General features: G+C 40.3%; 20 protein-coding genes. 13 read left to right on the plus strand and 7 right to left on the minus strand.

The genetic code is table 11. The annotated features are described in order from the left end of the window. Window positions 1-78 precede the first annotated feature (78 nt). From BLQ05_RS08895 to BLQ05_RS08915, 5 genes are all read right to left on the minus strand, one after another. Entirely contained in the window at window positions 79-2,805 is a 2,727-nt protein-coding gene (locus tag BLQ05_RS08895; protein ID WP_023575961.1) for a sodium-translocating pyrophosphatase, read from the minus strand. A 116-nt stretch (window positions 2,806-2,921) separates the two neighbouring features. Further along, on the minus strand, window positions 2,922-3,452 hold the full coding sequence (locus BLQ05_RS08900; protein WP_023575962.1) for an inorganic diphosphatase: 531 nt from the start codon (window positions 3,450-3,452) through the stop codon (window positions 2,922-2,924). Window positions 3,453-3,560: 108 nt separating this feature from the next. Next, window positions 3,561-4,163 carry a DNA-3-methyladenine glycosylase family protein gene (locus tag BLQ05_RS08905; protein WP_023575963.1) on the minus strand — a complete coding sequence of 201 codons (603 nt, stop codon included), beginning with the start codon at window positions 4,161-4,163 and terminating at the stop codon, window positions 3,561-3,563. Continuing rightward, window positions 4,163-6,643, minus strand: a complete 2,481-nt coding sequence (locus tag BLQ05_RS08910) for a DUF5686 and carboxypeptidase-like regulatory domain-containing protein (protein WP_035654249.1) — start codon at window positions 6,641-6,643, stop codon at window positions 4,163-4,165. Before BLQ05_RS08910 ends, BLQ05_RS08905 begins: the two co-directional genes overlap by 1 nt. A gap of 161 nt (window positions 6,644-6,804) precedes the next feature. Continuing rightward, window positions 6,805-7,782, minus strand: coding sequence for a pyruvate dehydrogenase complex E1 component subunit beta (locus BLQ05_RS08915; protein ID WP_023575964.1), 978 nt, complete (start codon window positions 7,780-7,782; stop codon window positions 6,805-6,807). Window positions 7,783-8,109: 327 nt separating this feature from the next. Here BLQ05_RS08915 and BLQ05_RS08920 point away from each other — a divergent pair, with 327 nt between their 5' ends. The 9 genes from BLQ05_RS08920 to porT all read left to right on the plus strand — a co-directional run bounded on the left by BLQ05_RS08920 (window position 8,110) and on the right by porT (window position 15,619). Then, complete coding sequence (locus BLQ05_RS08920) at window positions 8,110-8,856, plus strand: electron transfer flavoprotein subunit beta/FixA family protein (RefSeq protein ID WP_023575965.1); 747 nt, start codon at window positions 8,110-8,112, stop codon at window positions 8,854-8,856. A 46-nt stretch (window positions 8,857-8,902) separates the two neighbouring features. Then, window positions 8,903-9,871, plus strand: a complete 969-nt coding sequence (locus BLQ05_RS08925; RefSeq protein ID WP_023575966.1) for an electron transfer flavoprotein subunit alpha/FixB family protein — start codon at window positions 8,903-8,905, stop codon at window positions 9,869-9,871. A 93-nt stretch (window positions 9,872-9,964) separates the two neighbouring features. After that, window positions 9,965-10,594 carry a bifunctional nuclease family protein gene (locus tag BLQ05_RS08930; protein ID WP_035654251.1) on the plus strand — a complete coding sequence of 210 codons (630 nt, stop codon included), beginning with the start codon at window positions 9,965-9,967 and terminating at the stop codon, window positions 10,592-10,594. A gap of 80 nt (window positions 10,595-10,674) precedes the next feature. Further along, entirely contained in the window at window positions 10,675-11,499 is an 825-nt protein-coding gene (locus tag BLQ05_RS08935; RefSeq protein ID WP_023575968.1) for a thymidylate synthase, read from the plus strand. A 32-nt stretch (window positions 11,500-11,531) separates the two neighbouring features. Beyond that, a complete protein-coding gene (locus BLQ05_RS08940; RefSeq protein ID WP_023575969.1) occupies window positions 11,532-12,527 on the plus strand; it encodes a toxin-antitoxin system YwqK family antitoxin in 996 nt (331 codons plus the stop codon). A gap of 220 nt (window positions 12,528-12,747) precedes the next feature. Then, window positions 12,748-13,086, plus strand: a complete 339-nt coding sequence (locus BLQ05_RS08945; protein WP_023575970.1) for a 2TM domain-containing protein — start codon at window positions 12,748-12,750, stop codon at window positions 13,084-13,086. Next, window positions 13,086-13,571 carry a dihydrofolate reductase gene (locus BLQ05_RS08950; protein WP_035654253.1) on the plus strand — a complete coding sequence of 162 codons (486 nt, stop codon included), beginning with the start codon at window positions 13,086-13,088 and terminating at the stop codon, window positions 13,569-13,571. Before BLQ05_RS08945 ends, BLQ05_RS08950 begins: the two co-directional genes overlap by 1 nt. A 610-nt stretch (window positions 13,572-14,181) precedes the next feature. Continuing rightward, entirely contained in the window at window positions 14,182-14,913 is a 732-nt protein-coding gene (ubiE, locus tag BLQ05_RS08960; protein ID WP_023575972.1) for a bifunctional demethylmenaquinone methyltransferase/2-methoxy-6-polyprenyl-1,4-benzoquinol methylase UbiE, read from the plus strand. 1 nt (window position 14,914) lies between these two features. Then, complete coding sequence (gene porT / locus BLQ05_RS08965; protein ID WP_023575973.1) at window positions 14,915-15,619, plus strand: type IX secretion/gliding motility protein PorT/SprT; 705 nt, start codon at window positions 14,915-14,917, stop codon at window positions 15,617-15,619. A gap of 19 nt (window positions 15,620-15,638) precedes the next feature. On the opposite strand, the gene BLQ05_RS08970 is transcribed toward porT, so the two are convergent. Beyond that, window positions 15,639-16,370, minus strand: a complete 732-nt coding sequence (locus BLQ05_RS08970; RefSeq protein WP_023575974.1) for a TrmH family RNA methyltransferase — start codon at window positions 16,368-16,370, stop codon at window positions 15,639-15,641. A 37-nt stretch (window positions 16,371-16,407) separates the two neighbouring features. Between BLQ05_RS08970 and tamL the strand changes: the two genes are divergently transcribed. From tamL to BLQ05_RS08990, 4 genes are all read left to right on the plus strand, one after another. Next, window positions 16,408-18,969, plus strand: a complete 2,562-nt coding sequence (gene tamL, locus BLQ05_RS08975) for a translocation and assembly module lipoprotein TamL (RefSeq protein WP_023575975.1) — start codon at window positions 16,408-16,410, stop codon at window positions 18,967-18,969. Between the two features lie 46 nt (window positions 18,970-19,015). Continuing rightward, window positions 19,016-20,083: a class II fructose-bisphosphate aldolase gene (gene fbaA / locus BLQ05_RS08980; protein ID WP_023575976.1), complete on the plus strand. Its 1,068-nt coding sequence runs from the start codon at window positions 19,016-19,018 to the stop codon at window positions 20,081-20,083. A 130-nt stretch (window positions 20,084-20,213) separates the two neighbouring features. Beyond that, the gene (gene accD / locus BLQ05_RS08985) at window positions 20,214-21,068 is read left to right on the plus strand and encodes an acetyl-CoA carboxylase, carboxyltransferase subunit beta (protein ID WP_023575977.1); all 855 of its coding nucleotides are present in this window, start codon (window positions 20,214-20,216) and stop codon (window positions 21,066-21,068) included. 57 nt (window positions 21,069-21,125) lie between these two features. Then, complete coding sequence (locus BLQ05_RS08990; RefSeq protein ID WP_023575978.1) at window positions 21,126-21,725, plus strand: hypothetical protein; 600 nt, start codon at window positions 21,126-21,128, stop codon at window positions 21,723-21,725. A 53-nt stretch (window positions 21,726-21,778) separates the two neighbouring features. Here the strand turns inward: BLQ05_RS08990 and BLQ05_RS08995 are convergent, their stop codons facing one another. Next, a complete protein-coding gene (locus tag BLQ05_RS08995) occupies window positions 21,779-23,044 on the minus strand; it encodes an ABC transporter permease (RefSeq protein WP_023575979.1) in 1,266 nt (421 codons plus the stop codon). Window positions 23,045-23,300 lie beyond the last annotated feature (256 nt).

Here is a 23,300-nt window from a genome sequence, read left to right on the forward strand (position 1 = left end):
TGTGTTGTTGTTTTGCTAAAATTAGTAAAATAAAAAAGTCCCACAAATTGTGAGACTTTTATTTATTGTCTGAAAAAATTATTCCTTTTTAAACTCCGCTATTTTAGCATCGACTTCGGCTGCCGTTCCTTCGAAAGTTTCCACTTTTTCCGTTTCCTTGCCGTTTTCCACCGTTGCAATTTTTACCGTTGCTTTGGTTTTACCGTTATTGGTTTCTTTTTCAATCGAAACGCGTTTCATTGTTTCGTTTTTCATATCCTCATTTCCGGCGCAGCATTCCATTTTGCACTCACCACCTTTAAATTTTCCGTTTTCGTCGTAATGGGACAGGCACATTGCTTTTTCTTCCGGAGAGCAACCCATATCGTCGCACATTTTAGCGCATTCTTCTTTGGTCATTGTGGCGCATTTTGACATGTCGCACTTCATCCCTTTTCCGCCGATGAATTTTCCGCTTTCGTTGAAATGGGACATGCACATGGCTCTTTCTTCTTCCGAACAGCCCATTTCGTCACACATTTTGGCGCATTCGTCTTTGGTCATCATGGCCATTTTGGACATGTCACATTTCATTTTGTGACCGGCATGCATTTCCGATTGGGCACAACAGGCTTCTTTTCCTGATGTTGCAGAATGTCCTCCTAAAATTGGCGCTATCACCAATCCAATCAAACAGGTTAATTTGATTAGAATGTTCATTGATGGTCCTGAAGTATCTTTGAAAGGATCTCCAACCGTATCTCCGGTAACAGCCGCTTTGTGGGCATCCGAACCTTTATAAGTCATTTCGCCGTTAATCAAAACTCCGGCTTCAAACGATTTTTTAGCATTATCCCAAGCACCTCCGGCATTGTTTTGGAAAATAGCCCAAAGTACACCCGAAACGGTAACTCCAGCCATATAGCCTCCTAACATTTCGGCGATTAATTGATTGTTATCGGAATACACTAATTTACCTAATAACACGATTGCGATTGGGAAACCAATAGTTAAAATACCCGGCAACATCATTTCGCGTAAGGCTGCTTTTGTTGAAATTTCCACACATTTTCCGTATTCCGGTTTTCCGGTTCCTTCCATGATTCCGGGGATTTCCTTGAACTGACGACGTACTTCGTACACCATATCCATCGCGGCTTTTCCAACAGAATTCATTGCCAAAGCAGAGAATACTACAGGAATCATTCCACCAACAAATAACATCGCTAAAACCGGCGCTTTGAAGATGTTGATTCCGTCAATTCCGGTAAATGTTACATACGCCGCAAATAAAGCCAACGACGTTAATGCTGCCGAAGCAATGGCAAACCCTTTTCCGGTTGCTGCAGTCGTATTTCCAACCGAATCCAAAATATCGGTTCTGGTACGCACTTCTTTTGGTAATTCGCTCATTTCGGCGATTCCCCCTGCATTATCGGAAATAGGTCCGAACGCATCAATCGCCAATTGCATAGCCGTAGTAGCCATCATTGCCGAAGCGGCCAACGCCACTCCGTAGAATCCTGCCAAAGCATACGAAATCCAAATGGCACCGGCAAATAACAATACGGTCGGGAATGTGGAAATCATTCCGGTTGCCAAACCAGCGATTACGTTAGTTCCCGCTCCTGTAGCTGATTTTTGAACAATAGCCAAAACCGGTTTCGTTCCCAATCCTGTATAATATTCCGTTACCGAAGAGATTACACCACCCACCGTTAAACCAACGATTGTAGCATAAAATACTCTCATAGATGAAATGTCTTTTAGACCTTCCCCGTAAAATTCCATTTTCATGGTTGGGGGTAACATGTATTGCACTAAGAAGAAACAAGCCACCAATGTTAATCCGATAGAAACCCAGTTCCCTACGTTTAAAGCACCCTGTACTTGTTTTTCTTTTGCATCGTTGCTCGAAATTTTCACTAACATGGTTCCGATAATCGAAAATAAAATTCCGAAACCGGCAATCGCCATTGGTAATAAAATTGGTCCTATTCCTCCGAAAGCATCCTGAAGATTGCCTCCCATATCTTTAATTACATAGTTCCCAAGCACCATGGCTGCTAAAACTGTTGCCACATACGAACCGAACAAATCGGCGCCCATTCCGGCTACGTCACCTACGTTATCCCCTACGTTATCCGCAATAGTTGCAGGATTTCGAGGATCATCTTCCGGGATACCGGCTTCAACTTTACCTACCAAGTCAGCACCTACATCGGCTGCTTTGGTATAAATTCCTCCACCCACACGGGCAAACAAAGCGATGGATTCCGCTCCAAGAGAGAATCCTGCTAATGTTTCCAGCACAATGGTCATGTCTTCCGAAGAAGTCCAGGTACCATTCATGAAAAAATGAAAGAAGAAAATGAAGAAAGAGGTTAATCCCAATACCGCCAATCCGGCAACACCAAGTCCCATTACGGTACCACCGCCAAAAGAAACCTTCAATGCCTGCGGTAAACTGGTACGTGCGGCTTGTGTGGTTCTGACATTGGTTTTGGTAGCGATTTTCATCCCCATATTTCCGGCCAGTGCCGAAAAGAAAGCGCCGAAAATAAAAGCCACCACTATTAAAATATGTGTAGTTGGCACTATAAAAGAAATTGATGCCAAAGCGATACTTGCTCCAACAACAAAAAGTGCCAATAATCTGTATTCTGCTTTAAGAAAAGCTAATGCCCCTTCGTAGATGTGATCTGAAATCTCTTTCATTTTTCCATCCCCTGCATCCTGCTTTAAAACCCAACTCCTTTTGACCCACATAAAAGCGAGTCCCAACAATGCCATAATCACCGGCACGTAAATCATCATTGATTCCATAAATTTGTTTTTGGTATTTGGTTAATATATTCGTAAATATATAGAAACAAAAACAAATAAAAAAGCAATACTCTTTTCAGAATATTGCTTTTTTTATAAAATTTTAGGAAATCGGATTATTTAATACTGAATAACCCTTCCGGTTTGTTTTCCAAAGCATTGAAACGGTCCACACATTCTTTCAGAATTCGTTTGGCATCGTTTACATCTCCCCATCCTTCAACGTCAACCTGTTTGTTCTCCAAATCTTTGTATACCTGGAAGAAGTGTTCGATTTCTTTTACCAAATGCGGGTTCATGTCTGACAAATCGTCTAATTTATTCCAGATCGGATCGGAAACCGGTACACAGATGATTTTCTCATCCGGACCTTTATCGTCTGCCATGTGGAAAACTCCGATTGGTTTTACTTCCATTACACATCCTGGAAAAGTCGGTTCGTTAACCAAAACCAATACATCCAACGGGTCTCCGTCCAATGCTAAGGTTTCAGGAATAAAACCGTAATCGGCAGGATACATCATGGATGAGAATAACATTCTGTCGAAACGCATTCTTTTTAACTCGAAATCGTACTCGTATTTATTTCTACTTCCTCTCGGAATTTCGATTAACACATCGAAAGTTTTAACTTTATCAGCTGTCATTATTTTAAACTTTACATTTTTTGAGGGTGCAAAAGTAGGACAAAATCAACTGACTTACAAGTAATTTTACCTTTAAAAAAGCAGATTTAGCAATATGATAACGAAGTTTTAATACGGTTGTTTTCTTCCTCTTTTCTGAAGGTAATAATGCCAGAGAAAAAAAGTGGCTGCCGAACGATGGGGTTTCCAGTTTTCGGCATACACCGCCATGGCTTCTTTATCGTGAATGTCGAAAAGTTCCTTAATGGTATTTACCACCGCAATATCGCCCAACGGAATAATATCCGGTGATTGCAGGCAAAACATCAGATACACATCGATGGTCCAATGCCCGATGCCTTTGATTTTAATCAGCTCCTCCCGAACCGTTACGACATCCTTATCGGCTAATCCTTCAATATCCAAAGTACCTTCCAGAATGGCTTCCGATAAGGCTTTCAGGTATTTTGTTTTTTGACGACTCACGCCACAACCGCGAAATTCCTCATCGGAAAATACCATCACCGTTTCGGGTGAAAAATCAGGAATGGCTGCTTTGATTCGGTTAAAAGTCGCTTTCGCCGAATCAATCGACACCTGTTGCTCTAATATCAGCAGACAAAGCGTTTCGAATCCCGGCGGACGTTGCACAAAAGTGGGCTCGCCATACAAATCAACGATACTTTGAAATTTCTCTTCACATTTAAGAAGATGAGCTATGGCATTTTTCATTAGAAATAGAATCCGAATGACCCTTTGACTCCGAATTTATTGGCCTCCGGCAAATCCATATAACTCCCTCTCCAGCAGAAATCCAATCGGAAACATTTGAAGATGTTCCCAACACCGGCATGATATTCCCAATACCCGTCAACCGGCGCGCGGTATTCCAATCCCGAAGCGTTTAACGCAATGTTTTCATTGGAAACCGATCCGTACACTCCTTTCACACCCACAATTTCTCTCCAGTTCAATTTTCGCAACAACGGTATTCTTGAGAAAAGACGGCCGTTAAAATGATGCTCCAGATGAATCGAAGCGTATTCATCGGCAACAAACTCGTAGTAATTCATCAGATTGTACGTGTTCTCAATCTGGAAATAGGATTGGTTCCCCGGAATCACACCCATTAAACCCAATGGCACTTTTCCGAAAATCTTACCCGTTTCAAAAGTTGGAAACAATCTTCCGAAGCCGCCAATCAATATCGGGTGTCGGTAATAAAACTGTAACTTCTGATACGAGAAATCGCTATCAAAAACCCCTTTCATACCCTGACTGTAATTCACAAAAACCCTTGGGAAATTATAATCCACCACCATACGTTCCACGCCGTGACCAACCGTTTTTCTTTTTGGCGTGTAATCCACCATCAAATTCACATCGGCCTGTTTTACCTGACTTTGAATTCCTCCGTTTTCATCAAAATAATCCAGGCTGAATTTTGACCAAGCCGATTTTAAGGTACGGTATGTTAAACCCGTTTGAATCGTCAGGTTTTTAACCGGTTCCATCTGCAGCGAAAGCATCGATAAATTGATTGAAGAAAGCTTATCGTTGTTTCCGCTTGAAAACAAGGTACTTGATGCAAAACTTCTTCCCAGAACATCATTGGTTGCCGTTAAGCTCACCCCCAATTGTTCGATATCCCTTCGGTTTCCACCGGATAAGATTAATCGGTTTTTCTTATTCACCAGCCATTTTCCGGAAAGACCGTATTTGAATTGTCCGTCATCAAAGCCATAAGCGGTATAGCCTTCGATACGCCACATGTCGTTGGAACCAAAATAGGTTCTTCCGCCGGCCCGCAAACGCATGCCTTCCACGTTATTGTATCCGAAAGAAGAGAAAATCGGACCGTAATCCATCTTCCATTTCGGAATTTCAATGTAACCGCTGGCCAAAATAGTCGCCAGATTGTATATTCTTTTGAACTTCGGAATCGTGTTTAAGGTATCTAATAGCCCGTAAACACTTTTCTCGTTTTTATTCAGATTCTCAAATCGGTTTTCTTCCCAAAATTCATCGGTTTTATCATAGGCTTCACTGTCGTAATTATCCACTTCCTGCTTGTAGAATTTCTCTTCCTTGGGAATGTTGAACTTATGATTTCGCACCAAAGTCGTACGTTTTCCGTAAACCCCTTTCGATTTTTCTTTTTTGGAGAAACTGAAATCCGACATCATGTGGTCGCGTTTCAACAAAAACACCGAATCGTTCAATACCTCAAATTCCTGTTCGATATAAATTTCCTTCACCCAGTTGATATTCGCACTTTTACTGGCTTCCATGTTGATTTTCTTAATGGCAAACGTGGTATCGTTCACCCAAAAATCCCCTTTAAACGTCAGTTCGTTTTTTCTTCTCGGATAATAAATAATGTTATAACACCATTTGTTGTCGATAAAAGCACTGTCCGACAACACGTAATTGTACACGTTGATTCCGGTACGCGATAACGGACTCACGAAATCCTTGTCGAAGAACTTCAGGTAATTGTTGTAGATATCATAATCGGCATACAAATCTTTGATGAAAGTGCTTACCCCGTCGCCGGTGCCCAGTCCCGAGTTTTTGTTGGCTTTTACGATTTCTTTCTTTTTTCCGTTGGTGTTATCGGCATAGACTTCACTTAAGGTTTCATTGATGAAAATCGGAAGGAAGGCTTTCCCGGTTACTCTTGACGTATCGATTCGATCCCAGATAAATTCCATGCCCTTGAAAATCTTATTTGCCTTGAAAGCACTGTCGATGGAATTCAGATCAAACTCCACTTTCTCGTATTTATCGTATTGGTACTGGTCGAACATATTCAGCCCGTTTTTCTTTTTACGCTCCCATATTTTTCGAAGAATGTCAATGGCGGGATTGTTTTTTTTGGACGTTTTTCCGGTGAAAATTTTCACTTCCTGAAGCTGGTTGTCCGGTTTAATGGTGATTTTCATATCCAGATCCACTGATTTGGTCAATGCAATTTCCACGGCTTTATACCCCACAAAAGAAGCCACGAGTATTTTGTATGTTTTATCCGACTGTAGGTAAAAACGCCCGTTTTCATCGGAAACAATACCTTCGGTAGATCCTTTGAAATAGACATTCGCGTAACTCATTGGCTGGTTGGTTTCATCATAGACTACACCGCCCACTTTAGTCTGCGCCACCAAATTCGCACACGAAAAAACAACACTTAAAAACAGAAATAACTTCTTCATATAGCTTCAAAAAAAAACTTCATCAGCGAATTACTGATGAAGTTTCAAATATAGTTTTTTTTAGAATGTTAGACATCTTAGATTGTTAGATATTTAGATTTTTTAATACCCAAAGAAGCATTATAATCTTTAAATCTAAGAAGACTAACCTACTAAAAAGTTTATTTGTACATTACTTTTTTAACCGCCTTGATTACATCGTTTGCGTTAGGCAACCATTCTTTCAACAAGGTTGGTGAATACGGAGCCGGCGTATCGGCAGTGGTGATTCTTTGTACCGGTGCATCCAAATAATCGAACGCTCTTTCCTGAACCATATAGGTGATTTCAGAAGCTACGGATGCAAACGGCCAAGCTTCTTCCAATACTACTAAACGGTTTGTTTTTTTGACCGAGTTGATAATCGTATCGTAATCCATTGGGCGAACCGTTCTCAAATCGACGATTTCACAAGAAATACCTTCTTTAGCCAATTCTTCGGCGGCAGCGAAAGCTTCTTTGATGATTTTTCCGAAAGACACAATCGTTACGTCTGTTCCTTCGCGTTTGATATCGGCAACCCCTAACGGAATCGTGTAATCCCCTTCAGGCACTTCGCCTTTGTCGCCATACATTTGTTCCGATTCCATGAAAATTACCGGATCGTTATCACGGATGGCCGCTTTTAATAATCCTTTGGCATCATATACATTAGAAGGCACCACCACTTTCAATCCCGGAGTGTTGGCAAACCAGTTTTCGAAAGCCTGAGAGTGGGTTGCACCCAACTGACCTGCCGAAGCTGTTGGTCCACGGAATACCATTGGCATTGGAAATTGTCCGGCCGACATCTGACGCATTTTAGCCGCGTTGTTGATGATCTGGTCAATTCCTACCAAGGAGAAGTTGAATGTCATGAATTCCACAATCGGGCGGCAACCGTTCATTGCTGAACCTACTGCAATTCCCGCGAAACCCAATTCGGCAATTGGGGTATCGATAACTCTTTTTGGTCCGAATTCGTCCAGCATCCCTTTCGAAGCCTTGTAGGCTCCGTTATATTCCGCCACTTCTTCACCCATTAAATATACCGATTCGTCGCGACGCATTTCTTCACTCATCGCCTCACAAACCGCTTCTCTAAACTGTATCGTTCTCATGTATTTTTCTTTATCCAAAAATTATTGAAAGGCAAAAATAAAAATTTTATGTTACTTATTGGTTATATGTTATAGTATTAAGGTGAATTTATTTTGAAACGCTTTCATTTTCATTCAGATTCTTACCTGATTATATACTTAGAACCCAAATTTCTCCATGACAATTCCGCAACCAAAACACTTTTCATAACATCCGTTTTACATTTCTTTAGAATAATTCCCCCATTCGCTGATAATTTCATATTTATTATGCGCGCATACTATTTTATTGAAAATATTTCCTTAAATTCGTCCCTCGAAAATAATCAACTTTATAACCTTATAAAAATGAAAATATTAGTTTGCATCAGCCACGTGCCTGATACTACTTCAAAAATTAACTTCATTAATGGAGATTCGGAATTTGATACTAATGGTGTTCAGTTTGTAATCAATCCTAATGATGAGTTCGGTTTAACCAGAGCGATTTGGTTCAAAGAACAACAAGGTGCTAATGTAACTGTGGTAAACGTAGGCGGTACCGATGCAGAAGCAACGTTACGAAAAGCGTTAGCCATTGGTGCTGACGAAGCTATCCGTGTAAACGCAAACCCTACAGACGGTTTCTTCGTAGCCAAGCAATTGGCGGAAGTAGTGAAAAACGGCGGGTACGATTTGGTAATTGCCGGTAAAGAATCGTTAGATTATAACGGCGGAATGGTTCCGGGAATGCTGGCTGCTTTAACAGGAGCGGATTTCGTAAACTCTTGTATCGGTTTGGACATCAACGGAACAGCTGCAAAAGCAGTTCGTGAAATTGACGGTGGTAAAGAAACCATTTCAGCGAACTTACCATTGGTAATTGGCGGACAAAAAGGATTAGTGGAAGAAAAAGACCTTCGTATCCCGAACATGAGAGGTATCATGACCGCAAGAACAAAAGCGTTAACCATTTTAGAACCGGTGGGTGCCGACAACAATACGAAAGCAGTGAAATTCGAAAAGCCGGCGGCAAAATCAGCAGTGAAATTGGTTAGCCCGGACAACTTAGACGAATTAATCAACTTATTACATAACGAAGCGAAAGTTATCTAAGACCTATTTCTTAGACTTTCAAAATTAACTTTAAATAAAAAAGACTATGTCAATTTTAATATACGCGGAATCCGCAGAAGGAAAATTTAAAAAAGTAGCTTTCGAATTGGCTTCTTATGCTAAGAAAGTTGCAGAGATGATGGGAACAACCGTTACGGCCGTTACGGTAAATGCAAGCGATGTTTCCGCATTATCAAAATACGGAGTAGACAAAGTATTGAAAGTAACTAACGATAAATTAGTGTCTTTCAATGCCAAAGCTTACGCCGACGTTATCAAACAGGCAGCTCAGAAAGAAGGTGCTAAAGTAGTGGTTTTGTCCTCTACAACCGATTCTTTATACTTGGCACCACTTGTGGCTGTTGGGTTGAATGCAGGATATGCTTCCAATGTGGTGGCGTTACCGGGAAGCACTTCGCCTTTCACAGTGAAAAGAAACGCGTTTTCTAACAAAGCATTCAACATTACGGAAGTGACTACGGATGTAAAAGTATTGGGGATTGCTAAAAACTCTTACGGTATTTTCGAATTGGCTTCTTCTTTAGCTGAAGAGGATTTCGCTCCGTCATTGAACGATGCTGATTTCTCAGTAAAAATCGAGTCGGTGGAAAAAGTAACCGGAAAAGTAACCATTGCCGATGCTGAAATCGTGGTCTCTGCAGGTCGCGGAATGAAAGGTCCTGAGAACTGGGGAATGATTGAAGAATTGGCTGCTATACTTGGTGCGGCTACCGCTTGTTCAAAACCGGTTTCCGATTTAGGATGGAGACCTCACAGCGAGCACGTAGGACAAACAGGAAAACCGGTAGCGGCAAACTTATACATTGCCGTTGGTATCTCCGGAGCCATCCAACACATTGCCGGAATCAACTCCTCTAAAGTGAAAGTGGTTATCAACCCGGACGCAGACGCCCCTTTCTTTAAAGTAGCGGATTACGGAGTTGTAGGAGATGCTTTCCAGGTTGTTCCGCAATTAATCGAAAAATTAAAAGCTTTTAAAGCAGCACAACATTAATATTTTTAGTTAATTTGTGCCTATAAAAAGGCTGTCTAAATTCAAGGATAGTTCGTATCTTTGTCTTAGACAGCCTTTGTTTATTAATAGAATATGAGCTTAGTAAAACTAACTATAAAGGGAATTTCTTATAGCCAGACTCAAAATGGCGCTTACGCATTGATTCTAAACGAAGTTGATGGCGAGAGAAAACTACCCATTGTTATTGGTGCCTTCGAAGCACAATCCATTGCAATTGCTTTGGAAAAAGAAATTCGTCCGCCAAGACCTCTAACACACGACTTATTTAAAAATTTTGCCGACCGTTTTGATATCGTGGTAAAACAGGTGATCATTCACAAATTGGTTGATGGCGTTTTCTTCTCCAGCATCATTTGCGAAAGAGACCGTATCGAAGAAATTATCGATGCACGAACTTCCGATGCCATTGCTTTGGCGTTACGTTTTAATGCTCCGATTTTTACCTATAAAAACATCCTGGACAAAGCCGGTATCTATCTGAAAATCAATCCGACGGAAGAAGGAAAACATCCGGAAGAAGGCGACGATCCGCTAACCAGTCCGGAGACCTTTGGCTTGGTAGGAGAAGAAAAGGTAACCGGAGAAACCTACACCCACTACTCTTTAGCCGAATTATACGAATTGTTGGAATCGGCCGTTCAAAATGAAGATTACGAAAAAGCAGCCAAAATTCGTGACGAAGTATCCAAAAGAGAATCGTAAACAGTTAGCAGTATTCAGACAGCAGTAAGCAGTTACAGCAATTCGAATAACCAAATAACCGCAGCAACAGATTAACAATAATGAAGCAGTATTTAGATTTAGTGAAGCACGTTTTAGAAAACGGAAATCAGAAAGGCGACAGAACGGGAACGGGAACCAAAAGTGTTTTCGGATACCAGATGCGTTTTGACTTAAGCGAAGGTTTTCCGATGGTAACCACTAAAAAACTGCATTTAAAATCTATCATTTACGAATTGCTTTGGTTTTTAAAAGGCGATACCAACATTGGCTATCTGAAAGAAAACGGCGTTAAAATATGGGACGAATGGGCCGATGAAAACGGGGATTTGGGTCCGGTATACGGCTACCAGTGGCGCAATTGGAATGGCGATGAAATCGACCAGATCAAAGAACTTATCGACACCCTGAAAAGAAACCCGAACAGCCGACGCATGCTGGTTTCGGCTTGGAATCCGTCCGTTTTACCCGATGATAAAAAATCCTTTTCGGAAAATGTAGCCAACGGTAAAGCGGCCTTGCCTCCATGTCATGCCTTTTTTCAGTTTTATGTGGCCGACGGAAAATTATCCTGCCAATTATACCAAAGAAGCGCCGATATTTTTCTGGGCGTTCCTTTCAACATTGCTTCATACGCGCTGTTTACCATGATGGTGGCGCAGGTTTGTGATTTGCAGCCGGGAGAATTCATCCATACATTTGGAGATGCTCACATATACAACAATCATATGGAGCAATTGGAATTACAGCTGACGCGCGAACCGAAACCACTTCCGAAAATGATTTTGAATCCGAACGTGAAAGACATCTTCGATTTCCAGTTTGAGGATTTCACCTTAACCGATTACGATCCGCACCCGCACATTAAAGGACAAGTGGCAGTCTGATTAAATTCCATTTTACAAACCTCACAATTACAATGAAAAAAATTTTATTGTCCCTTTTTTTATGTCTTTTTTTAAGCGTTTCCCATGCACAACAAGATAAGTACATTTATCTGGATTCGCTTGGTCAGGAAACAAAACCCGGGAATCATAAAACACATAAAATCATAAAAAATTATAAAGCAAAACAAAAAACCTATAATGTTTACGAGTATTACCTCTCGGGGGCTTTAAAATCAGAAGGTATCTATTCGGATAATAATGCAAAAATAAAAGAAGGCTTTTTCACAAACTATTACGAAAACGGAAAAGTAAAATCCCGCTTGCTGTATACTGAAAATACCGCTTATGGCGATTTCACATCCTGGCATGAAAACGGAAACAAAAAAACGGAAGGCGAATACATCATTGACAATTATTCCAAATTTATCCGTTCCGATTTAAAAATCAACAATTCCTGGGATGAAAATAACAATCCGGAAATTGTCAACGGAAACGGCATGTATAATGAAGTTGAGGGATCACAAAGCGCAAAAGGGGAACTGAAAAACGGTTTCAAAACCAATTTATGGGAAGGAAGGACAAAGGTTGGCAATTTAACTTTTAAAGAGACCTATAAAAACGGAAAACTTATTGAAGGCACATCGGTTGATTCTTTAAACAAAACATACAGTTATAAAGAAATTGACAAACAGGCAGGTCCCGAAAAAGGGATGAATGATTTCTACAAACAAGTTGCTTCCAAAATAGTCGTTCCGGAAGTAAGTTCTGACATCACTTCCATAAAAATGATGGCATCTTTTATCATTGATTCCGAAGGAAAAATCAGGGATATCGAAATCGTTCGCGGCTACAGCCCTAAATTAGAGGATTCTTTCATAAAAGCGCTTACAAAATCTCCAAACTGGCATCCGGCCTACCATAGAGGAAAAGCGGTTAAGTCAAAATTCTTTTTGCCGCTAACCATACAAATTGACACAAACAATAGCCACAACCCCGAAAGACTCCAAGGCTCTCGCAGAAGAAGATAATTCATTGACGTAATTCAAATTACATCAGACTACCTGTTAAACTTGCCCCCATTGTATCAACAGAATCACCATGGATTTCTGAAAAATATTTCCTGCAGTTTATATCACGAAAATCAATGAACTCCTGTTGCTTAAACATGGAAGACGAGTCAAAAATGAGTGTTCTCTTATATGTTTATCAGACAAAATTATTTATCTTTAATTCCGTAAAAATGTATTTATGGAAAACAATCAGCACGAACTGTATGAGTATGCCAGACAGCGCTTAAAGCAGAAAAAACACCTGTATTTTCACTTTGTCTTGTTTTTTGTCGGCAGTATTTTCATGGTAATGGCCAACAAACTGCTCAACATCAAACCGGAAACCAACTGGTACCAATGGGGAATTGCCCTATGGGGCTTTTTATTCGTACTGCATTTCATCCGCGTTTTTATCACCGACAGTTTTATGAACAAGAAATGGGAACGTGCCCAGATTGATAAATTGATTATGAAACAGGAACGAAAATTAGAACAAATCGAAAAAGATTTCAATCAGAAAAACAATATCACAGAATAATGATTACCCTAATCGCTGCGGCTGCAGAAAACAATGCCTTGGGAAAAGACAACGATCTGATTTGGCATTTACCCGATGACTTCAAACGATTCAAACAAATCACGACCGGACATTTCATTGTGATGGGAAGAAAAACCTTCGAAAGCTTTCCCAAACCGTTACCCAATCGTACCCATGTGATTATCACACGGCAAGAAGACTACACTGTCCCCGAAGGCTGCATTGTGGTGAATTCACTAAAAAAAGCAATAGAAGTTTGTCCGAAAAACGAAGACATTTTCATTATAGGTGGCGGCGAAATTTACAGACAGTCCATGGCTATTGCCGATAAAATAGAACTTACCCGAGTTTTTACCGCTCCGGAAGCGGATACTTTTTTTCCGGAAATTGATTTGAAAGAATGGAAACTGACTTACGAAGAATTTCATCCGAAAGACCAGAAACACGATTTTGATTTCTCGTTTCTGACGTACGTCCGGGCATAAAAAAAACATCCCGATAAAACTACCGGGATGTTTCAACTAACAAACTAAAAATGTATCTAACCTACTATCGGATTATTCAAGGGAAAGTACCTGAAAACATAAAATAAAAATTACCACTGTTAACAATATACCTGATATGAATATAATAACATTGGCAAATTTGTGAGAATACATCTCAAAAAAGCCTCTAATACCAAATACCACAAAAGTACTAAAGACAAAAAAAACTAAAATTTCCAAAAACAAATTTAACCCAAAGAACGTTTGCGGCACCCCTGACGCAGCAGTGCTGAAAAAAGAACTGCTGTTGATACTTTCAACAAGAACCAATGAGACTACAAGTGCCAGTAGAACCCATTTAATTTCCGATAACAAAAGTTTAGACAACATATTTCGTTTGTTTGTAATCAGATTGTAAAATTGCAACGAATTACAACACCAAACAATCGCTAAAATCTTGTATTTTTCATATCACTAAATTTAGTGATGTCATTAGTTTGTTTCTTTCATAATGTATAAGAACATTCCTGTAAGGGAATTAAATTTACAATTATTTCACAAGATGAATATGATAAAGAATATATTATCTTTGTACAAATTAATTTAATCGATGAACGACAACATTACACCCTATAAAGCCTCCAATCTTGGTAAAAAAGAACAGGTTACACAGATGTTTGATACCATTTCAGGCAACTATGATAACCTAAACCGAGTGATTTCTTTTGGGATTGACGTGAAATGGAGAAAAAATGTTTTGAAGCTCATCGCCGAAAAGAATCCGACAACCATTTTGGACATCGCCACCGGAACCGGAGACCTTGCCATCCTGATGACCAAAACCAATGCCGAGAAAATTATCGGGTTGGATATTTCGGCCGGAATGCTGGAAATCGGGAAACAGAAAATCGCACAGAAACACTTGGAGAACAAAATCGAAATGGTTTTGGGCGATTCCGAAAAAATTCCGTTCGAGGATAATTATTTCGATGCCATCACCGTTGCGTTTGGCGTTCGTAATTTTGAAAACCTGGAATTGGGACTTTCTGAAATTTTACGCGTCCTGAAACCCAATGGCCGATTCGTGATTCTGGAAACCTCCGTACCTACTAAATTCCCTTTCAAACAGGGATATCACATATACACAAAAAACATCCTTCCGCTAATTGGCAAACTGTTTTCCAAAGACAAAGTGGCTTATTCGTACCTATCCGAATCCGCCTCTCATTTTCCCTTTGGAGAAGCCCTGAACAATATTTTGCGAAAAGTTGGGTTTATAGATGTAAAAGACATGCCTCAAACCTTTGGAGTAGCAACTATTTATTCGGCTTCAAAAAAATAATATGAAGAAACTATTTGTTTTACTTGCTTTTATTGCTTCGGCAAACAGCTTTGGACAGAAAGGTCTTGGCATGTTTGGAAAAAACCCGATAATCAATCTCGAGAATTTCGACAAGCAACGGGTGCATTGGGGGTATTTTCTGGGATTCAACTCCTATGACTTCAAATTTGATTACATCGAACCCGATAAAGATATTGAAGTGCAAAGCACGACAGGATTTAATGTCGGTTTGATCGGAAACCTTCGCATCATGGAACACATCGATTTGCGTTTCGAACCTGGTTTGTACTATGCGCAACGGAATTTAACCTACCCCAACATTGAAGATTCTTTCGACAGGTTACGGGAAGTGAAATCAACCTATATCCATTTCCCTTTATTGCTGAAATTCTCTTCAAAACGAATCGGGAACATTCGCCCTTATCTGATTGGCGGGTATTCGCAATCGATGAATTTGGGCAGTAATGCCAATGCCAAGGACGACAATTTCAACGAGCGTTTCCGAATGAAGAAAATGACGGCCAATTATGAAGTAGGATTCGGTATCGATCTGTATTTTGAGTACTTTAAGTTTTCACCCTCCATTCGAGGTGTCTTCGGACTGAATGACGAACTGATTCGTGACAATACTCCGGACAGCCCTTGGACCGGTAATGTGGCTTCCATGAAAACAAGAGGGGTCTTCATTAATTTTGCCTTCCATTAAGAATTACTTTACCTATTGATTATCGCTCAAGCCGTTTAAACTCACTCAGGATGATTGCGGTGGCGGTGGCTACGTTCAAGCTTTCCGTTTGCTGCAAATCGCCGAAACGCGGAATGGCAATACGGTTTTCCGTCAGTTTTTCAATTTCAGGAGAAATTCCGTTGGCCTCGTTCCCCATTACTATCACACCTTCGCTTGGAAGCTTGCTTTTGTAGATATTTTCACCATCCATAAAGGTTCCAAAAACCGGAAGTTTTGTTTTTTCAATATAATCTGCCACATCAGTATACGTAACATTTACCCGGGTAATCGACCCCATTGTGGCCTGCACCACCTTCGGATTATAAATATCGACGGTTTCCGCAGAACACACCACCTGTCTTATCCCAAACCAGTCACACAAACGCAATATGGTTCCTAAATTTCCGGGATCACGAATGTCGTCCAAAGCGATTATCAGCCCGTTTTCGCTTATGGGCCGCTCATTCGGGATTTTGAATAACGCCAGGCAATTATTGGGTGTTGTCAATGCCGAAATTTTTTTTAGTTCTGCCTCAGTTACCGTCGAAATCTTAATTTTGGAAACTTCCGGAAAAACGGCATCAGTTACAAAAAGATGTTCCAACTCAAAATTGGAATTCAACAATTCCTGTATTACCTTTATACCTTCGGCAAAAAAGAGCTGCTGTTGTTTTCGGTACTTTTTTTGCTGCAAACTCGTTATTAGCTTTATTTGGTTTTTACTAAGCATAAAAAAACGTATTTTTGACCTACCTTTTGTAATTGATTTGAAAAAGAATTCACCAAAAATAGCACTATTATTTGTATTGGGTGCAATAATCTATTCCTGTTCCCTTGTAAAAAGAGTTCCGGAAGGCAAGCATCTTTTAACTAAAACCGAAATTTTAGTTAACGACAAAAAAATAAATGACGAAATTGTTGTCAATCAGCAATATCAAAAACCTAACAGTCATCTTGCGCTGGGTTTTCCGCTGCGATTACAGATGTACAATCTGGCCCGTAAAAATCCGGATTCCTCCTATCGTGCTTGGCTGGACAGAAAACCCAATCGCCATAAAAAGCTAACGGCTTTGTTATCAGAGAAACAGGTGGATCGCCTTGGAAAATCGTTTTTCGTTTCCGGAATCAGTAATTTTCTTAAAAAAAACGGGGAACCGCCCGTGATTATTGATGAAAAAAGAACACAAAAAACCAAAAACCGCTTTCTTAACTATTATTTCAACAAAGGGTATTTCAAAACAAAAGTCGATTATAAAATCGACACCTTAAAAAGCAAACGCGGCCACATTACCTACACCATCGTAACCGGAAAACCGTATCTGATTGACAGTATTTCCTCTGAAGTGGAAACCCCCGCTTTGGATTCCCTGTTCCAGAAAATAAAAGGGGCGTCGTTAATCAAAACCGGAAAACAGTACGACACCAAAGATTTTGCCGACGAAAGAAAACGAATTTCCACCTATTTCAGAAACAATGGAGCCTACCGCTTTCAGGAAACCAACATCTCGTACAATATAGATACCCTAAAGACGGACTACAAAGCCAACGTGAACATACTTATAGACAATCAAACCGTTAAAAAAGGGGATTCCTTACTTCAGGTTCCGTTCAAATTATACAAAATCAGCGAAGTAAACATTTTTACGGACAACACGGCCAGCCGCAACAAACTCAAAATTGCCGACAGTGTTTCCTATAAGAATTTCAACATTTACAGTTCCGACAAATTAGCCTATCGTCCAAAAGCGCTGACCGATGCCATTTTCATCACCAAAGGGAGTACCTTCAGCGACACAAGACGTCTGTTAACCTCACGGGCGCTGAGTAACCTTAGGGTTTTCAGCTATCCGTCGATTGAATATGTGGAAGATGCGAAAGACTCCACCGGAACGTCGCTGATTACCAACATCTTTTTAAGCCCGAGAAAAAAATACAGCTGGATCCCCTCCGTGGATTTCATGCACTCCAATATTCAGGATTTCGGAATTTCCGCCAACATGACGTTTACCTGGAGAAACATCTTCCGAGGGGCGGAAATTCTGGATATTTCCACAAGAGGCAATATCGGCTCCTCAAAAGACATGGCGAATCCGAATGATGTTTTCTTTAACGTTTCCGAATATGGAGCCGACGTAAAACTAACCATTCCCAGAATTTTATTTCCTTTTAAAACGGAACGCATCATTCCCAAAATGATGTTCCCTACCACCATTACCAGTTTTGGTTTTACCCGACAGCGCAATATCGGTTTGGACAAGGAGAATTTGACCGGAATTATCAATTACAACTGGCAACCCAAAAAAACCAACAGTGCGCGTTTGGATCTCCTAAACATCCAATACGTTCGCAACATCAATCCGTACAATTATTTTAATGTGTACCGTTCGTCCTATTCAACCCTAAACGAATTTGCGCAGGATTTCAACACCAATGCCGCCAATCTGGATCCGAACGGAAATCTGACCATCCTGGAAGGGGGTGCCGACAATTTCATTAACGACGTTTTACAGGGAAACACTGCATTAAACGCCGATGATGCGGTATACAAAAACATCCGAAGCATTAACGAACGAAAGAAAAGACTAACAGAAAACAATTTGATTTTCGCCTCCAATTTTACCTTTACAAAATCCACAAAGACCGATCTTCTGGACAATACGTTCAGTATTTTCAAAACAAAAATAGAGTCGGCCGGAAACTTACTGAACCTGTTATACAATGTAAACAAGGAACCGTTGAATGAGAACGGCAAAAAAACCTTTATGAATGTTGAATATTCCCAATACGTAAAAACAGAATTCGACATCATTAAACATTGGGATTTGGGAAGACGAAACGTTTTTGCCACAAGAGGGTTCTTCGGAATTGCGATTCCTTACGGGAATTCAGACAACATCCCGTTTTCCAGAAGTTATTTTGGCGGAGGATCGAATGACAACAGAGCCTGGCAATCGTATGGATTGGGACCGGGGCGCAGTGGTGGCATCAACGACTTCAATGAAGCCAACATGAAAATTGCCCTGAGTGCCGAATACCGCTTAAACCTTTTCGGAAAATGGAATGCCGCACTTTTCGCCGATGCCGGAAACATCTGGAACGTTTATGACAATGTTGAAGACGAAGATTACACCTTCAACGGTTTAAAATCACTTAAGGATTTAGCACTGGGAACCGGAATAGGAATCCGTTACGATTTCAGCTTCTTCATCGGGCGTCTGGATTTAGGATTCAAAACCTACAACCCGGCCAAACCGGAAAGCGAACGTTGGTTTAAAGACGTGCGCTTCGACAAGTCGGTTATAAATATTGGAATTAATTATCCGTTCTAAGTATAGAAATTATTATTTTTGTCAACTGTAATAAAAACACAACACCATGGCTCACAATATTAAACCCGGAGTAGCTACCGGGGATCAGGTTCAGGAAATTTTCAACTATGCGAAGGAAAAAGGGTTTGCTTTACCTGCTGTAAATGTAACGGGATCTAGTACCATCAATGGCGTTATGGAAACTGCCGCTAAGTTAAATGCACCGGTTATCATACAGTTTTCTAACGGCGGAGCCTCATTTAATGCAGGAAAAGGTCTTTCGAACGAAGGACAAAAATCGGCCATATTAGGAGCGGTTGCAGGAGCTAAACACATCCATACTTTAGCGGAAGCTTACGGTGCCACCGTAATTCTTCATACCGACCATTGTGCAAAAAACTTATTACCCTGGATTGACGGATTATTGGATGCCAGTGAAGCACATTTCAAACAAACCGGAAAACCATTATACAGTTCGCACATGATTGACCTTTCGGAAGAACCGATTGAGGAAAATCTTGAAATCTCTAAAAAATATTTAGAGCGTATGAGTAAAATGGGAATGACGTTGGAAATCGAATTGGGAATCACCGGTGGTGAAGAAGATGGCGTGGACAATTCCGATGTGGACAGTTCAAAATTATACACCCAACCCGATGAAGTAGCGTATGCGTATGAGGAATTGATGAAAATCAGTCCGCGTTTCACCATTGCCGCTTCTTTTGGAAACGTACACGGCGTTTACAAACCGGGGAATGTGAAATTGACTCCGAAAATCCTGAAAAACTCTCAGGAGTATGTGCAGCAGAAATTCAACACGGGACATAATCCGGTTGATTTCGTATTCCACGGAGGTTCGGGCTCTTCTTTGGAAGAAATCAGAGAAGCGATTTCCTACGGGGTAATCAAAATGAATATTGATACCGATTTACAGTTTGCGTTTACCGAAGGGGTTCGCGACTATATTGCCGATAAAATGGATTATCTGAAAACACAAATCGGAAATCCCGAAGGAGAAGATGTGCCAAACAAGAAACACTACGATCCGAGAAAATGGATGCGTGAAGGCGAATTAACATTCAACAAACGATTAGAGCAGGCTTTCGCCGATTTAAATAACGTTAATACACTTTAATTAGAAGTTAGAAATTAGAAATTAGAAATCAGAAATTAGGTATCAGAAGTTAGAAATTGTCTAAATCCCTGATATTTCATTCTAAAACTCTAATTCACAATTCTAAATTCATAATTCTAAATTTAAAATTATGGCTTGGTTTAAAAGAACAGAAAAAGGAATTCAAACCGCAACTGAAGATAAAAAAGACGTTCCAAAAGGACTTTGGTACAAATCGCCAACAGGAAAGATTGTTGATGCAGAAGAATTGGCAAAAAATCTTTGGGTCAGCCCGGAAGACGGATTTCACGTTCGTATCGGAAGTCGCGAATATTTTGAAATATTGTTTGACAACAACGAGTTTACGGAATTGGATGCCAACATTACCTCCAAAGACACGCTTGGTTTCGTAGACACCAAAAAATACAGCGAACGCTTGAAAGATGCGATGGACAAAACCAAACTGAAAGACGCTGTACGAACAGGAGTTGGAAAATCCAAAGGTAAAGATTTGGTAGTTTGTTGTATGGATTTCGCTTTCATTGGCGGTTCCATGGGCGCTGTAGTGGGAGAAAAAATCGCACGAGGCATCGATCATTCCATTAAAAACAAAATTCCGTTTCTGATGATTTCAAAATCGGGAGGTGCACGTATGATGGAAGCGGCTTACTCGTTAATGCAGTTGGCAAAAACTTCAGCAAAACTGGCACAGTTAGCTGATGCGGGAATTCCGTACATTTCCCTGTGTACCGATCCTACCACCGGAGGTACTACCGCTTCGTATGCCATGTTGGGCGACATCAACATCGCGGAACCGGGTGCACTGATTGGATTTGCCGGACCACGTGTGGTAAAAGACACGACCGGTAAAGATTTACCCGAAGGTTTTCAAACGGCCGAATTCGTATTGGAACACGGCTTCTTAGATTTCATCACCCCGAGAAAAGAGTTGAAAGACAAGGTGAATTTGTACATTGACCTGATTCAGAATCAACCGATTCGATAAAATAAAAAATCCCGGGAAGTTCTCGGGATTTTTTATTTTTACAGGAAATCATTTAAAATGAGAAACCTTTTTTTATTTACACTTCTGTTCTCTGTCTTGAGTTGTTCTAAGAAAGAAACTTCTAAAGAGGAATTGGTGCCTTATATTATATCGATTGATGAGAAAAAAAATCCAGTTAACCGATTATCAAACTCCATCACTTATGGACTAAATAATTTCATAATTGATAATAAGGGAAACATATTCTATTTTGAACCTAATGAATCTGAAACTTATACTCATTTCCAATTAATAAACGATACAATTCCTGAATTCATAAATTTACAACCTACGAATTTGATTCAAATCCCAGTTAATTCAATAGATGAGTTCGTTAAGTTGAATTTTAAAAAAGGCCAAAAAAACATTACTCATGTTTCTTCACAACTTGACACACTTAATTCAGTTGCTTTTTATAAATTAAAAGACGCTTTAAAAAAATACAGCTATGAGTTAGACCGCGATTTTTACGGATTTAGAAGAACTCGTCAGGAAGAAGACACCGTTTTACATTACAAAAAAGAAAACAAGTATTATTCTTCCGAAGATATTAAATGGGATAAGTCTAAAATAAAATTTACGAAAAATTATAATGAGATTTCTCCTTCGTCGAAATGACAAAACAATTCGACTTCAAACTGAACACTAATTACTGATTACTGTCAACTTTTTTACATCCCACTACGAATCGCCTCCACCGGATCCAGTTTAGACGCCGAAATAGCCGGTACAATGCCGGATATCAATCCGATAAAAGCCGCCAGGGACGTTCCGATAACCACATTCCAGAAACCGAGAATAAATTCGAAATCCAAGGCTTTGGACAACACCAAGGCAATTACCCAAACCAACAACATCCCCACGATTCCTCCAATTACGGAAAGAATAACGGCTTCAAACAGGAACTGGAAAAGAATGAAACGGTTTTTGGCGCCCAGTGCTTTTTGAATACCGATAAGGTTCGTGCGTTCTTTTACGGAAACGAACATGATATTCGCAATTCCGAAACCGCCTACCAATAATGAAAATCCGCTGATAATCCATCCTACCAGATTCATTTGCCCCACGATACTGTCAATCATTTCGGTAAATCCGGAAAGCACGTTGATGAAGAAATTATCCGGATCGCTGGTTTTTAATCCTCTGAAATTGCGCAGTTTATAGGTTAGCTCCCCTTTAAACTCCTCGATATCAGTCCCTTTTTCGGGTTTGAGCTGAATCACCGGAGTCAAAGCATCGTTATTGTCCCCGAAGATGCGTCGGAAATTATTGCTTGGAATATAAGCTCTTGTATCGTTACTTCCGAAAATGGATTCCCCTTGTTTCTTTAAAATCCCCACCACATCGTAACGTTGTCCGTACAAACGAACACTTTTCCCGATAGGATTCATATCCCCAAAAAGCGTGGCGGCCACTTCGCTTCCTAAAACGATTACACCCATACCACCGTTAGATTCGGCTTCCGAGAAAAAACGTCCTTCGGAAACCTTTACATCGTCGATCGTTTCAATTTCATTGGTAGAAGGCACGATTTCGATGGCGCTGGCGGTTTGCTTTTCGAATTTTATGTTTTCCCTTTTGGTGAAATAAGCAAAACAGCTCTTATCCAGATTGGTTAAGGAACGGCGCAAAAACAAATACTCATCGTAAGTCACGTTGGGAAACTGACCTATTTTCCAGTCGGGAACATCCGTAGGCCCGAACGAATACTTGAACAGGTAAATCGTATTTTTATCCAAGCCACTCAGGTCGCTTTTAATCTTACGGTCCATGGAATCCACCGCGGCCAATACCGCGATAATGGAAAAAATCCCGATGGTCACCCCCAACAACGAAAGTAACGTACGTAACTTGTTGTTTCGAAGCGCGCTCATGGCAAAACTCAGACTTTCCTTTATAAGTCGGACGTAAAGAAGGGTATTGTTATGTTGGCTCATGGAATCCTGATTTTGATACCGCTTTAAAAAGCGATGCTTTATTGGTATGAAAAACAACAAAAATGTTACAGAAATTCAAGACAAATATCAAACAGCCCTGATGGAAGCGGTATCCTCGTAACGCAGTGAAGAGATAAAGCGTACAGCAGGAAAATGGCCGCCAAAAAACCGAACCTCCCGATAGCTATCGGGACGCTCCAAAAAAATATAAAAAACTATGTTATAATGTTTTGAATCTTAAGTGTACAATACCTAC

This window comes from Flavobacterium saliperosum, assembly GCF_900100625.1.
Lineage (GTDB): Bacteria > Bacteroidota > Bacteroidia > Flavobacteriales > Flavobacteriaceae > Flavobacterium > Flavobacterium saliperosum.